The sequence below is a fragment of the Mycobacterium sp. genome (genome assembly GCF_004298145.1).
Taxonomy (GTDB): Bacteria; Actinomycetota; Actinomycetes; order Mycobacteriales; family Mycobacteriaceae; genus Mycobacterium.
Window position 1 is genome coordinate 205,083 of sequence record NZ_SCRH01000030.1, and the last position, 12,711, is coordinate 217,793.

14 protein-coding genes and 3 pseudogenes are annotated in these 12,711 nt (G+C 64.7%); 8 read left to right on the forward strand and 9 right to left on the reverse strand.

From position 1 onward, the window contains the following. The first annotated feature begins 19 nt into the window (after positions 1 to 19). Positions 20 to 811, forward strand: coding sequence for an organomercurial lyase MerB (gene merB, locus EPN51_RS11410; protein WP_293042148.1), 792 nt, complete (start codon positions 20 to 22; stop codon positions 809 to 811). On the opposite strand, the gene EPN51_RS11415 is transcribed toward merB, so the two are convergent. From EPN51_RS11415 to EPN51_RS11440, 6 genes are all read right to left on the reverse strand, one after another. Further along, on the reverse strand, positions 701 to 1,018 hold the full coding sequence (locus EPN51_RS11415; protein ID WP_293042151.1) for a glutaredoxin domain-containing protein: 318 nt from the start codon (positions 1,016 to 1,018) through the stop codon (positions 701 to 703). The genes merB and EPN51_RS11415 overlap by 111 nt on opposite strands. A 16-nt stretch (positions 1,019 to 1,034) precedes the next feature. After that, positions 1,035 to 1,247 carry a hypothetical protein gene (locus EPN51_RS11420; RefSeq protein ID WP_293042154.1) on the reverse strand — a complete coding sequence of 71 codons (213 nt, stop codon included), beginning with the start codon at positions 1,245 to 1,247 and terminating at the stop codon, positions 1,035 to 1,037. A 65-nt stretch (positions 1,248 to 1,312) separates the two neighbouring features. Then, a complete protein-coding gene (locus EPN51_RS11425) occupies positions 1,313 to 2,191 on the reverse strand; it encodes a cytochrome c biogenesis protein CcdA (RefSeq protein ID WP_293042157.1) in 879 nt (292 codons plus the stop codon). Next, positions 2,188 to 2,736, reverse strand: a complete 549-nt coding sequence (locus EPN51_RS11430) for a protein disulfide oxidoreductase (RefSeq protein ID WP_293042160.1) — start codon at positions 2,734 to 2,736, stop codon at positions 2,188 to 2,190. Before EPN51_RS11430 ends, EPN51_RS11425 begins: the two co-directional genes overlap by 4 nt. Continuing rightward, entirely contained in the window at positions 2,733 to 3,305 is a 573-nt protein-coding gene (locus tag EPN51_RS11435; protein ID WP_293042163.1) for a peroxiredoxin-like family protein, read from the reverse strand. The genes EPN51_RS11430 and EPN51_RS11435 overlap by 4 nt, the downstream gene beginning before the upstream one ends. 148 nt (positions 3,306 to 3,453) lie before the next feature. Continuing rightward, positions 3,454 to 4,188 (reverse strand): Crp/Fnr family transcriptional regulator, encoded by a 735-nt coding sequence (locus EPN51_RS11440; protein ID WP_293042166.1) that lies wholly within the window; start codon positions 4,186 to 4,188, stop codon positions 3,454 to 3,456. A 448-nt stretch (positions 4,189 to 4,636) separates the two neighbouring features. Here EPN51_RS11440 and EPN51_RS11445 point away from each other — a divergent pair, with 448 nt between their 5' ends. Further along, the gene (locus tag EPN51_RS11445) at positions 4,637 to 5,689 is read left to right on the forward strand and encodes a heme-binding protein (RefSeq protein ID WP_293042169.1); all 1,053 of its coding nucleotides are present in this window, start codon (positions 4,637 to 4,639) and stop codon (positions 5,687 to 5,689) included. On the opposite strand, the gene EPN51_RS11450 is transcribed toward EPN51_RS11445, so the two are convergent. Beyond that, entirely contained in the window at positions 5,682 to 5,879 is a 198-nt protein-coding gene (locus EPN51_RS11450; protein WP_293042173.1) for a hypothetical protein, read from the reverse strand. The genes EPN51_RS11445 and EPN51_RS11450 overlap by 8 nt on opposite strands. A 76-nt stretch (positions 5,880 to 5,955) precedes the next feature. On the opposite strand from EPN51_RS11450, the pseudogene EPN51_RS11455 reads away from it, so the two are divergent. From EPN51_RS11455 to EPN51_RS11465, 3 genes and pseudogenes are all read left to right on the forward strand, one after another. Continuing rightward, a pseudogene (locus EPN51_RS11455) lies at positions 5,956 to 6,105 on the forward strand (hypothetical protein); the annotation flags it as partial. A gap of 179 nt (positions 6,106 to 6,284) precedes the next feature. Then, positions 6,285 to 6,705, forward strand: a pseudogene (locus EPN51_RS11460) (transcriptional repressor). Then, positions 6,702 to 8,153, forward strand: coding sequence for a catalase (locus EPN51_RS11465; protein ID WP_293042176.1), 1,452 nt, complete (start codon positions 6,702 to 6,704; stop codon positions 8,151 to 8,153). Before EPN51_RS11460 ends, EPN51_RS11465 begins: the two are co-directional and overlap by 4 nt. A 135-nt stretch (positions 8,154 to 8,288) precedes the next feature. Here the strand turns inward: EPN51_RS11465 and EPN51_RS11470 are convergent, their stop codons facing one another. Beyond that, entirely contained in the window at positions 8,289 to 8,639 is a 351-nt protein-coding gene (locus EPN51_RS11470; RefSeq protein WP_293042179.1) for a respiratory nitrate reductase subunit gamma, read from the reverse strand. A gap of 3 nt (positions 8,640 to 8,642) precedes the next feature. After that, positions 8,643 to 8,972, reverse strand: a complete 330-nt coding sequence (locus EPN51_RS11475) for a cupin domain-containing protein (protein WP_293042321.1) — start codon at positions 8,970 to 8,972, stop codon at positions 8,643 to 8,645. A 337-nt stretch (positions 8,973 to 9,309) separates the two neighbouring features. On the opposite strand from EPN51_RS11475, the gene EPN51_RS11480 reads away from it, so the two are divergent. The 3 genes and pseudogenes from EPN51_RS11480 (at position 9,310) to EPN51_RS11490 (ending at position 12,666) form a co-directional block, all read left to right on the forward strand. Continuing rightward, positions 9,310 to 11,139, forward strand: coding sequence for a pyruvate kinase (locus EPN51_RS11480; protein ID WP_293042182.1), 1,830 nt, complete (start codon positions 9,310 to 9,312; stop codon positions 11,137 to 11,139). A gap of 76 nt (positions 11,140 to 11,215) precedes the next feature. Then, a pseudogene (locus EPN51_RS11485) lies at positions 11,216 to 11,323 on the forward strand (acyl-CoA dehydrogenase N-terminal domain-containing protein); the annotation flags it as partial. 203 nt (positions 11,324 to 11,526) lie between these two features. After that, positions 11,527 to 12,666 (forward strand): FAD/NAD(P)-binding oxidoreductase, encoded by a 1,140-nt coding sequence (locus EPN51_RS11490; protein ID WP_293042185.1) that lies wholly within the window; start codon positions 11,527 to 11,529, stop codon positions 12,664 to 12,666. Positions 12,667 to 12,711: the final 45 nt, after the last annotated feature.

Below are 12,711 nucleotides of genomic sequence, written 5' to 3' on the forward strand. Positions count from 1 at the left end.
TCACGAGAGAAGAGGCATCGTGGCCGAGCCAAACCCCATGACCGACGAGACGCTCGCGGCCCGGTTCAGCGACAAACTGTTCGGCACCCCCGACGGCGGCGCCTCCGGCGCCAAGACCCGCCTGATGCGTGTCGCGGTGCAATTGCTCGCCGACGGCGAGCCGATCACCCCCGCCCAGCTCGCGGCCGCGGCCGGTCTCGCCGAGGCCGACCTTCGGCCCGGGTCCGGGCCATTGGACATCGAATACGACGAGCTGGGCCGCATCGTCGGCTGGGGTCTGACCAGCAACGCCACCCCGCACAAATTCACCGTCAACGCCCGCCGGTTGTATACCTGGTGCGCGCCGGACACCCTGATCTTCCCGATCCTGATCGGACGCATCGCCGAGGTCGAATCGCCCTGCCCGACAACCGGAACCATCATCAGACTGACCGTTGACCCCGACGCAGGCGTCACCGCGCTCGACCCGTCCACCGCGGTGGTGTCCCTCGTCGACCCCGGCCAGGTAGACCCCGCAGCGGTGCGCGCCACGGTCTGCGATCCGCAACACTTCTTCGCCACCGCCGACGCCGCCCGCGACTGGCAATCCCGCCACCCCGGAATGACGGTGCTGCCCGTTGCCGAGGCCTACACGCTCATCATGCGGCCCCTCGCCGACGCGTTCCTCCGCGACGCTTCGCCAGGCATGAACCGGGACAGATCAGTGTCGGGGGCGTGGCCGCAGGACCGACCACCATCGGCCGGTGCGGGCCCGCTGATCGAGCAGTTCGGGCGCCCGGCTACGGACGGCGTCGAGCACCTGCGCGGGTGAGGGATTGACCATGGCCACGTCGCCGACAACCACGGTCGGTACGGTCTCGTTGCCGTCGGCGATTGCGCGGACCGTTGCAGCCGCCTCCGGATCGGCCCAGATGTTCACCTCCCGGGTCGGCAGCCCTCGCCGGCGTAACCCGGTGCGCAAGCGCCAGCAGAACGGGCAGCCCGGCCGCCAATAGACCACCACTTCGCGTTTGCTCATCGCCGCACCCTCCTGGTTACCTGGTCGACTCGGCCGGCGCTGTGCGCGGCGCGCCTACCACCAGCCCGGTGACCGCGCCGAACATGGCGTGCCCGATCGCGAACACCCACGGGGTGAACGCCGTGGCCGCGTCGGCATCGACCATCCGCCACACGCCATCACCAGCCATAGCAGAATTTCGCACCACCATGCCACCGAGCGCATCTCTGAACACGACCTGCCTGTTCATGTCACCTCCACAAGAGGATATTCCCGATCACCCAACCCCCAAGGCGCCCGGCTATCGGCGAAGTGTCAATCGCCTGACAGTGTTGTGCGCCGACGAGTTTTGCGGCGGGTCAGGATTCGCCAGGCGAGGGCGCTAGCCCACAGCGCGACGAGAACACCCAGCAACGGCCATACCCCCACCGCCTCGACCCGTCGGACCAGCCAGGTTTGCAGCGCGCCGGCGGCGTGGATGAGGGGATCGTCCGGGCCGGCGGCGGTGAAGTACAGCCGGATCTCGTAGTAGCCGTAGTACGTCACGTAGAGCCCGGTCAGCAGCACTACAGCGCCGGCGAGGCGACCGATGTAGGGCAGGATACGGCGGATCACGCCGGTGGCCGAGGACCCGGCGAAGGCCACCGCCAGCGCGGCCACCCCGACGGTGATGGCCATGCCGCCGGCGTAGACAACGAATGCCAGCACGCCCGAGAGTGTGGAGCCGTGGTGAAACGTCGTGCTGATCAATGCGAGAAAGGGGCCGATCGTGCACGAGAGCGAGGCCACCGCGTAGGCAACGCCGTAGCCGTACAGGGAGCGCAGGCGAGCCGTCGGCGCACCACCGGACAGCTTGGGTGTCACCACCGCGATATCCCGGCCGGCCAGCAACCAGCCCGCCACGGCGATCAGCACGACACCGATGATCACGGTGGCGAACGGAAGGTACTTCTGCACCGAGGTGATCAGCGGCGAAATCAGCAGCCCGAATATGCCGAACACGGTAAGAAATCCGGCCGACATGACCACTGTGGCCGCCCCAGCGCGCGCCAATGCCGCCGGGCGAGAAGTGATTTGGCTGCCCCCGGCGATCACCAAAGCCAGGTAACCCGGCAGAAACGCGAATCCACACGGATTGAGCGCGGCGACCAGCCCGGCACCCAGCGCGAAACCCAGCGGTGCCGTATCGATCACTTCGGCGTCAGTGCGGTCACCCGCGCGGTCAGCTCAGCATCCGACAAAGGGCCCTCGACGACCTCGACGCTGCCGGTGGGGCCGACGAACGCGAAGGCTGGTTGCGCCACGACGCCGAACTTCGCCCAGACAGCCCCGTCGGTGTCGGCCAGTGTGGTGACGGCGTTCAGGTGATATTTGTCGACGAACGCCTGTATGGCCGACGGTTGGTCTCGTGCGGCCACACCCACGAAGGTCACCGCCGGGTGCGCGGCGGCAACCTTGCCGATCATCGGGGCCTCGCCTCGGCAGGTCGGACACCACGGCGCCCAAAACCACAGGACCGCGGGCTTGCCCAGCAAGCTCTCGCCCGCGAACCGGCGACCATCCAGGGTCGTGGCGGTGAACTGCAGCTGCGCCGGCACGGGCGGGTGGGCACCGGGGCGGCTGGGCGAGGCGGTTGCCGGGACCGTGGGCGCCGCTGCCGGCTGAGCGTTTGAGCCTGACCCGCACGCGGCGACCACCAGGACCACCGCCGCAAGCAAAGCCATCAGGCGACCGGTCATGACACGCCGCCCAGTGAGCGCTGAATGTCCAGCAGCTCGTCGACCGACCATTGATCGTCGGCGTGACGACCATAGTGCAGGGCCACAACCTTCCCGTCGGCATCTATGAGGAAGTCGGCGGGCAGACCCAGATGCGTTGTGCCGTCGTTGGATCCGACACCCGAATAGTTCGGGTCGTTCCGGCGGCCCATTTTGGCCCGATACCCGCGGAACGCCGACGACCAGGCCCGCGGATCGGCAACGGCACGCACGCTGGTTTCCACCCCGAATTCGCGGTAGGCGGCCTTGTCCGGGTCGGCGATCACCGCGAACGGCAGCAGCGTCTGATACCCACGCAGCGCCTCGGCCGACGAGTGGAAAAATGCCACCTCGGTGACCCCGGCATCGGCGAGTTCTTCATGCCGGTCGGCGAAACTGTGCAGGTGCACACTGCAGATCGGACACCCGGCGAACCGGCGAAACTGAACGTGCGTGGTACCCGCTTCCGCTGGTAGCGACAACGATTGGCCGGTGATCGTCTCCAACCGGCGCACCGGAATGACCGCGCCCGTCGACAATTGATTACTCATCACGCTCCTAGTCCAATCGAAGGTCTGGACTGCAACCACATGTTGGTCAGCGAGCTGACAATCGTCGCCTCGGCGGCGGCCCGCATCCGCAAACCGGGCGGTCCACACCCGTGCGCGGCGATCATGTCGGCAGTCCCCAATCCCAACGTCATTGCGCGCGCTTACGCAATGCGTCAGGGTCGGTGATCTCGATGACGGCATAACCGACACTGATCAGACGCTCACGCTCGAAGTCCTTGATGACCTTGTTGATCGACGGGCGCTGAACACCGAGCATCGCCGCGATGGTGCGCTGCGCGAGTTCGACGCGGCCCTCGACGGCCTCGTCGAGAAGCAGCTGCGCCAGCTGCGCGGGCAGCGGCCGTCCCAGCAGTCCAATCAACCTGGCCTGACTCGCAGACACCCGTTGCGCCACGCTTGATAGCCAACGCCTCGAGATCGCCGGACGGGTGGCAAGCAGCCGGTCGAATGCCTCACGGTCCAGAAACAGGCAGCCCGAATCGGTCAACGCCCGCGCGGTATATGGCGGCGGCATATCCAGCAGCAGCGGAATATCGCCGTCCACATCACCGGGGCGAAGGACATCGACGACCGCGCGGCGCCGGCCGGAGCCGACCGCGAGCTCGATCTGTCCCCGCCGCACGATCCACACTCCGCTGGCAGGGTGATCGGCGACGAACACCACGGCCCCGGGAGAAAATTCCTTGGCTTGCAGGGTTTCGGCCAGCGCCGACAGATCGTTGGGGTGCAGCGGTGCCGACGCCCCGCGACCGACGCAGCGTGCTACCCAGGCTGCGTGTCGCACTTGTGCCTCCGAGGCCTGCTGTCCGCCGGTCAGCGACTGCACCAGATGCTTGATCGGACTCGCCGGGTGGTCTGGCATCGCGCCTCCTCGATGTCGCCGATCGTGTAAGCCTGCTGACAACCATCCCCGATCCTAGGGAAGCCGCGAGTTCGCTTGTTCTGGGTCGACAGGTCGGGAGGAACCCCAGCCATGGCCACCACCAAGCATTCCCGTTCGTTGGCAAATTCCCCGACCGACTCGCACTAGGACCCAAAGATAAACGGCCGCAACACCTTACACAGTTATATTGACAAGCCCGGTCAAACGCTCAAACGCGCCGCAGGTTGAAAGATCCCGACAACTCCACCCCCGGATACGATTTCACTACACCCCCGCAGCGGGGCCGCAATACGGACCATGTGCCGATTGCCCGGACAAAATCGAAGAGCACCCTTTACCGGTGCCGCCACAGGTAAGGAACGCAATGACTACTGGTAGGGCGATATCGCCTGGCCCGAAGATGGGTACCGGCCCCGACGACACCACTGTGCTGACCAACCTGGGCCCGCTCGCCGAGTTTGCCGGAACTTGGCAGGGAAGCGGCTTCAACATTGCTGCCCGCCCAGATTTCCAGAACCAAGGAAATGTAGTTCTAGAGTTGAATCTGACGTCCGACACACTGTCATTCGATCCGATACCGGCGGTGATCCACAATCGCGGATTCTCGCAACCGGATATCGAGTTATTCGGACTGTCTTATCTACAGCACTCCCACGACGTCACCACCGGCTGGCCGATACATATCGAGCCAGGGATGTGGATCAACCAGCCGTCGACGACCCAGCCGCCGGCGGACCCACCGCCGGGCGGTCAACTCGTCGCGCGCATGTGGAGCATTCCGCACGGCGCTTCGTTTGTGGCTCAAGGGTTTGCTCTGCCCTTCTCCGGCCCGCCGGTGATCAGTCCCGGCACCGACCCCAGCAGCGGGAGCAATCCCACTTTCTCGACCTTTCCGGCGTTCAATAGCACGCCACTACTGCCGGCCTTCCCAGATCCGAAGTCGGCAGTTTTCGCTGCAGGCACGTCAGAGGCTCAGGCGAAATCCGACGGCGGGTTCTCGGAATACACTTTGACCGATCGGCGGGCATTGCCCCCGACGATCACCCAACAGCTTCTCAACGATCCGGTCGTCCTACTTCAGCAGACGATCGAGCGGCAGATCGCCGACGGCTACCAGTTCGAGGGTGTGGCATTAAACGTTGCGACCGCATCGTCTATCCCGTTTCATCCAGAGACAGTGCTATTTCCAGAGCCTGGTCCGCCCGCCAGCGCGGTGAACGTACCGCAATTTGGCGGTGGAATCGCAAACCTTGGCTTCCTGCGCGGTATCTCCGATCAGAAGCCCAATTTAAGTGTCGCTCTCGTTTACGCGACTTTTTGGATCGAAAAGCTGAGCCATCCCGATGGTCGGCCTCCGATTGTGCAGCTTCAGTATGCCCAGACGGCGCTGGTGAACTTTCCGGCCCGTAACATTCCGGGGCAACCAAACGTGAGTTGGCCGCACGTCACGGTGTCGACGTTGCAGAGAACTTTCAACTGAACAACGATATCGCCGCGCTGGGGACTGAGCTCGTCGCGGCCGCACTTGCGTCTGGCGCGGCGGGATGCCCGGCCGCGACACGGGCCGTGATGGGCTTGGTCACCGATCCGGCAGTGATCTTCAGATCCAGGTAATCGATGGCCCGGATCGCCTCGGCGCCGTCGAAGTACTCGACTCGTCCGGCCGTCATCGCCTTGACGTTGACGCCGGCGTGGTGAACCGTGAAATCGTGCTGGAGAACGACGTGGCGGCATGCCGGTTGGCGTCATCACCACTGTCATTCCGGCATGCTCAACCCCGACGGCCCACCCGGTGGCCCGCCGATGGGTCCCGGAGGGTGGTTGTTCGTCTTCCCCGGCGGGCCTCCTGGCCCGGACATGGGCCCCGACGGCCCGGGTATGGGGTTGGGTGGTCCAGTCGAGCCGCCGACGTCGTCCACCGCTGCGCCCGCCACTTCGTCGCTTCCCTGGCAGGTAGCCCGGCTGAAAATCGGTGCCATTCTTTTCTTGACTCGCCCCAGAACAGGGCCCCGAGAGGTCGGGCGACCTCGGTGTCGTACGACCGACAGCCCGACGCCCTGGTGCGGGGCGCCCGGATGGGGGCCACCTCGCCGCGCATCACCTTATTGAAAGCTCTTGAAGCCCAACCGTATTCGACTGTGGAAGCGGTCGCTGATTATGTCGGCGACACGTTGGGGTCTCCACTCACGCCGGTTACGACGTGGTGTGGGCATGTGTTGGCGCCGGTCTGGCTCGCGGTATCGAACCCACGGGTTCGTCAGCGCTGCGTGCGACCCGCATCGGTGACAACCATCACCACCTGGTGTGCCGGGTCTTTGGCGCGGTCACCGACGTCGAGTGTGTCGTCGGTGAGGCGCCCTGCCTCGAGCCGGCCGATCCCACTGGTTCGAGGTCGACGACGCCGAAGTGGTCTTCTGTGGTATCTGCGCGAAATGCCGTACCAGCCCTGAGATTTCCATCGAGTCAGCCCACCACGACGAGGAGATAGCGAAATGACGGGAAGCTACACGACGAACGATGCCGGCAACCCGATACCCAGTGACGAGCATTCGCTAACCATCGGCCCCGACGGCCCGATTCTGCTGCAGGATCACTACCTGATCGAGCAGATGGCCAACTTCAACCGGGAGCGCATTCCGGAGCGCCAACCGCACGCGAAGGGCGGTGGCGCATTCGGCCACTTCGAGGTCACCAACGACGTCAGCGCCTACACCAAGGCCGCCGTGTTTCAGCCGGGCACCGAGACCGGGATGCTGGCTCGGTTCTCCTCGGTGGCCGGCGAGCGCGGTAGCCCAGACACCTGGCGGGATCCGCGTGGTTTCGCGTTGAAGTTCTACACGTCGGAGGGCAACTTCGACATGGTTGGCAACAACACCCCGGTCTTTTTCATGCGGGACCCGTTGAAGTTCCAGCATTTCATCCGATCGCAGAAGCGCCGCGCAGACAACAACCTGCGGGACAACAACATGCAGTGGGACTTCTGGACTCTCTCACCGGAATCGGCTCACCAGGTGACGTGGCTAATGGGCGATCGGGGGATCCCGAAAAGCTGGAGGCAGATGAACGGCTACTCCAGTGACACCTACAGCTGGATCAACGCCGACGGCCAGATCTTCTGGGTGAAGTACCACTTCAAGACCGATCAGGGCATTGACTTCCTCACCCAGGAGGAGGCCGACCTGCTGGCCGGCGAAGACGCCGACTACCACCAGCGCGACCTGTATGAGGCGATCGAGCGCGGCGAGTATCCCAGCTGGACGCTCAAGATGCAGATCATGCCGTTTGAGGAGGCCAAGACCTACCGGTTCAACCCGTTCGACCTGACCAAGGTGTGGCCGCACGGCGATTACCCGCTGATCGAAGTCGGCAAGATGACGCTGGACCGCAACCTCTCCGATTACCACACCGAGATGGAGCAGGCGGCGTTCGAGCCGAACAACCTGGTGCCCGGCACCGGGTTGAGTCCGGACAAGATGCTGCTGGCGCGCGGGTTTTCCTACGCCGACGCGCACCGTGCGCGGCTGGGGGTCAACTACAAGCAGATCCCGGTCAACTCGCCGAAGGTGGAGTTGCACAACTACTCCAAAGACGGGGCGATGCGGGTGAAGAATGTCTGCGATCCGGTGTATGCGCCCAACTCCTACGGTGGTCCGCAGGCGGACCCGTCGCGCGCGGCGGAGGTGCGCTGGTATGCCGACGGCGAGATGGCCCGCACCGCGTATACGCTGCGAGCCGACGACGATGACTGGGGTCAGGCCGGCACCCTGGTTCGCGACGTCATGGATGATGCGGCACGAGAGCGATTGGCTCACAACATCATTGGACACGTCTGCAATGGTGTGAAAGAACCGGTACTGTCGCGGGTGTTCGAGTATTGGCGCAACGTCGACCCCGACCTCGGCAAGGAGGTCGAGCAAGGCATTCAAGCCAACCTCCACACTTAACCGATCTGCGGATCACCGAAGGCGGCCCCGATCATGTAGGTCTGGTTGGTCGGCAGCTTGTGTTGAGATGTGGCTGACAGCCACGTCAAGTCCTCAGACGGCACTTCGATCGCATCGATCGCAGGTGTCGGCCGATCATCTGCGAAGCATCGACGCTAGCCTGATCCGGCGTGGCAATGAGAAACTAACGGTGGCCCGAAAATCAATAGGGGACACCGATTTTCGCCACTTCCGCCCGCCGGTGCCCGGCTCTTCCGGGGGTCTCGCGACGCGACTGCGGACGACAATACAGGGCCGCCACAAATACCAGAGCGGATAGCTCCAAGCGTGGACGAGACGGCTGAACGGCCAGACGATGAAGATTGCCCAAGCCGCCGCGGCGTGGACCGGGTAAAGGACCGGCGCTCTGGCGATCGCGGCCACGTTCGGGTGTAAGGCGAACAGACTGCGGCCGGCAGAACCTACCGATGGTGTCCTAACGCGCACCAGTCAGGGCAGTTTGGCGACGGTCAACAACACCGCAGAATCCTCCAGCGCCTCCAAGCTGTGACGCTCATTGGGCATCTTCAGCAAATCACCCGTCCGGCCCTCCCACGATGTAGCGCCGGAGACCAACCGGACACGACCCCGTAAGACGTATACGCTGGCCTCCCCCGGATTTAGGTGATCGCCCAGCGTCGATCCCGCGATCAAACCGACCACCGTTTGGCGCAGCACGCGTTCATGACCACCCACCACGGTGTCAGCGGCACGCCCGCCATGGGAAGCCGCCAGTTCGAGTTGCTGTCGAGCCAAAGCCGCTAAGGAGATCCGCTGCACGTGCACCATTGCATTCCAGTCAGCTACCCGAGTCAACCGCCGATTCTCTCGCAGGTCTCAACATCGACCGCAGGTGTTGGATGCGATCCGCCGAACGCCCGCCAGCGCGACCGCGTCCGGCCAGGGCGTGGACAACGGCGGCCGGCGAAAGGCATCATCGATGTGAGGTACCGATTCCACTTTGGATCACCCCGTGGTCCATGCCTACCAGCGTGTGAGGAAGGCCCGAGTGGACGACGATCGCGCCGCCTTCGCGGAAAGCATGTCGCATGCCGGCCGGCTGCTCGATCAGCGCCAAGGCCTCGGTGGGGACCGTGCAGTCTGAACTGGTGCCGCTATGGTGGACCTGAATGCCCAGCAACTGGTACGTCTGCTCAACGACGTGCAGCAGCTGCTGGCCAGTTTGCCGCAAGCGGAGTACACCTGGTCGCCGTCGCTGACCGCGGTCGCTGCTGAGCATCGCGTGAGCGCTCGAAACCTTGTGCACTACTGGGCTGTTCGGCAAAACGATCTGCGCGATCTGCAGTCCCGGCTGGCTGTATTTGGGTTGTCGTCGCTGGGCCGCAGCGAGGCACATGTGCAGGCCACGCTGTCGTTGGTGCGGTCGGCGATCTGGGCGATGCTCGGAGGCCAGTGGCAGCCTCCCCGACCGCCGGCGGTGCGGATTGAGGACAGCTCGCAGCTGCTTCGTCGGCGCACTGTCGACGTCTTGGGGCCGGCACCGGCGGGCCGGGTGACTCGCATCATGGTCACGCTGCCGTCGCAAGCCGCGGAGAACCCGGACATGGTGCGCGGATTGGTCAAGCGGGGGATGAACGTCGCACGCATCAACTGTGCGCACGACGACGCCCCGGCATGGCGGGCGATGGCCGAAAATGTGCGGCGCGCCACCGCATCGACCGGCAGGACTTGCCTGATCGCCATGGACCTGGCGGGCCCCAAGTTACGCACCGGTCCGTTGGAGCCCGGGCCTCAGGTCGTCAAGCTGCATCCACGCAAGGACCTGCTGGGCAGGGTCAGCGCTCCGGCGCACGCACGGCTGGTGTCGGCCAGTGATCCAGCGAGCCACTCACCAACCGGCCTGGCGTGTATTCCGGTATCCGGGCAATGGCTGGGCCGCCGACATGACGGAGACGTCCTGCAACTAGACGACAGCCGAGGATCGGATCGCCAACTCATCCTGCATACGGCTCAAACATCCACCGCTGGACTAGGATTCGTGATCGAGGCAGCCGAGACGACGTATCTGAGCACCGGAACGGTGCTGCGTGTCCACGGATGCGACGATCCCGTTGAGGTGGGTGAGCTTCCACCGGCCCAGCAGAGCCTGATGCTGCACCGCGGGGACACCCTGGAGTTGACCAGAAGCGATGCTGCCGCGCCGGTGGCTACCGACGGTGTCGCCCGCATCGGCTGCACTCTGCCGGAGATCTTCGATCACGCCCGCACCGGTGAAACGGTCCTATTCGACGACGGCCGCATCAGCGGCCAGATCATTGCGACTAGCCCCGACCAGATCACCATCCGGGTTGAACACGCCGCCGAGCAGGGCTCCAAACTGCGAGCCGACAAGGGCATCAACGTTCCTGACACTGTCCTTCCGATCTCCGCCCGGACCTCCAAGGACTTAGCCGACCTATCGGTCGTCGCCGAACTGGCAGACCTGGTCGAAATGTCGTTCGTGCGGAACTCCACCGATGTCGAGCACCTCGTCGCACACCTGGACCGGCTCGGCGCAGACCATCTCGGAGTCATCTTGAAGATCGAGACCCGCCAAGCGTTCGAGCAGTTACCCCAGCTATTGCTCACCGCCATGCGCCGACAGCGGGTCGGGGTGATGATCGCGCGGGGTGACCTCGCCGTGGAGTGCGGCTATTACCGGCTGGCCGAACTTCAAGAAGAAATCCTATGGCTGTGCGAGGCGGCCCACCTACCCGTGATCTGGGCGACCCAGGTGCTCGAGCAGCTCGCCAAAAAGGGCAATCCGTCACGCGCGGAGATCAGCGACGCCGCGATGAGCGAGCGGGCCGAATGCGTGATGCTCAACAAAGGCCCGTACATCGACGAGGCGGTCGTGGCACTCGACGCGATACTGCGGCGCATGGCCCAACATCAATACAAGACCAACACCCTGTTGCCGCCCTTGGGCTCATGGCACCCAACATGACGAGGTGGGCGGCAACCACCGTTTTAGCCAATGGATTCGGGTTACCCGTGCCCGGTCGGATCGAAAGGCGCTCGCAATGGGTCACTGCAAGGGCAACGTGCGGGACCAGGAGTTCAACTTCTTCGAGATGCTGGGTCTGGAGAAGATTCTTCCCACCGGCGCGTTCGGTGACCTCGACGGCGACGCCGGTACATCTGCGCGACATCTGGCCATCGAAGGGGGTCACGGTGCTCCAGCGACTGCCCGCAACAACTGGCGTGATGATGCACGCCGGCCATTCCCAGTCCTCGCCGCGAGACCTCCTGCCCCATACAACTATCGGCGGTCCTCCGAAATCCTTCGCGCCGAGCCGGCGAAGGGACGCTATGCCTCTACTACGGTGGGGACATGGATCCGCTGCGTGTGGTGATCTGCGGTGGCGGTTTCGCTGCCGCGGAGTGTTTACTGCGTCTACATCGGTTGGCCGGCGAGCGGGTCGCCATCAGACTGCTTGCCCCCAACGAGTACCTGAACTATCGTCCGCTCACCGTGCTGGTCCCGTTCGGGGAGAGCCGGCCGGCGCAGTACCCGATCGGCGAACTGGCCGCCGCCGCCGGTGCGCAATGGGTCCATGACCGTGCGGTGGCGATCGAACACCGTGACCACATCGTGCACACGGCAAACGGACGCTCGTTAAATTATGACGCACTGTTGCTGGCACCGGGCGGCAAGGAGCGCAAGCCCGACCCGCACGTGGCCGTGTTCACCGACCGCACCGGCGGTCACACCTACCACGGCATCGTCGAGGCAATCGACACCGGCAGGATTAGCAGCCTGGCACTGATCGACCCGCACGGCCCGTCATGGCCGCTGCCGCTGTACGAGTTGGCGCTTTTGACGGCCAAACACGCACGCGAGCGCCGGCTACCTCTCCAGATCACCATGATCACCCCCTATCCGCACCCGCTGTATCCGTTCGGCGACGAGGTCGGCGCCACCGTTGTGCACCTGCTGGAGAGCGCCGGGATCACGCTGTACATGAAAACCAGCAGCCATTTCGCGGGGGACCATCTGATTCACCTGGAACCTGCCGGCGTTGACCTACACCCCGATCGAATCGTGACGGTGCCGACAATCACCGGGCCCAACCTGCCGGGTGTGCCCGGCGACGCGCGAGATCGGTTCATTCCGGTCGACGAGCACTGTCGGGTTGTCGGCACCGACGGACACGTCTTCGCCGCCGGCGATGCCACCGATCTGACCGTCAAGCACGGCAGCCTCGCCGCCCAGCAAGCCGATACCGCCGCTGCAGGTATCGCCTACTTGGTTGACGCAGTACCGGCCCCCGAGCCGTTTCGGCCGGTACTGCGCGGCACGCTGCTTACCGGCGATGCACCGCTGTACCTGCAGGCGAACCTGGTCGCCGGGACAAGTTGGGGTGCACAGCTATTGACCGAACCGACCTGGCCGTCTGATCAACTCGTAGCCGCTCAGGAGCTTGCAGCCTATCTCGCCGAACACCCGGCCCAGAAGGTGTCACAAGAATAGGGGCGGTCACCGGTGGGACGCTGGCTGCAGTGGCATCGGCGTCGG

Bases quoted from the DNA above. Each gene is read 5' to 3' on its own strand.
- EPN51_RS11415 (WP_293042151.1), bottom strand. From the start codon at position 1,018: ATGAGCAAACGCGAAGTGGTGGTCTATTGGCGGCCGGGCTGCCCGTTC.
- EPN51_RS11450 (WP_293042173.1), bottom strand. From the start codon at position 5,879: ATGACGGCCGGACGAGTCGAGTACTTCGACGGCGCCGAGGCGATCCGG.
- EPN51_RS11490 (WP_293042185.1), top strand. From the start codon at position 11,527: ATGGATCCGCTGCGTGTGGTGATCTGCGGTGGCGGTTTCGCTGCCGCG.
- EPN51_RS11440 (WP_293042166.1), bottom strand. From the start codon at position 4,188: ATGCCAGACCACCCGGCGAGTCCGATCAAGCATCTGGTGCAGTCGCTG.
- EPN51_RS11420 (WP_293042154.1), bottom strand. From the start codon at position 1,247: ATGAACAGGCAGGTCGTGTTCAGAGATGCGCTCGGTGGCATGGTGGTG.
- EPN51_RS11465 (WP_293042176.1), top strand. From the start codon at position 6,702: ATGACGGGAAGCTACACGACGAACGATGCCGGCAACCCGATACCCAGT.
- EPN51_RS11480 (WP_293042182.1), top strand. From the start codon at position 9,310: ATGGTGGACCTGAATGCCCAGCAACTGGTACGTCTGCTCAACGACGTG.
- EPN51_RS11435 (WP_293042163.1), bottom strand. From the start codon at position 3,305: ATGAGTAATCAATTGTCGACGGGCGCGGTCATTCCGGTGCGCCGGTTG.
- EPN51_RS11430 (WP_293042160.1), bottom strand. From the start codon at position 2,736: ATGACCGGTCGCCTGATGGCTTTGCTTGCGGCGGTGGTCCTGGTGGTC.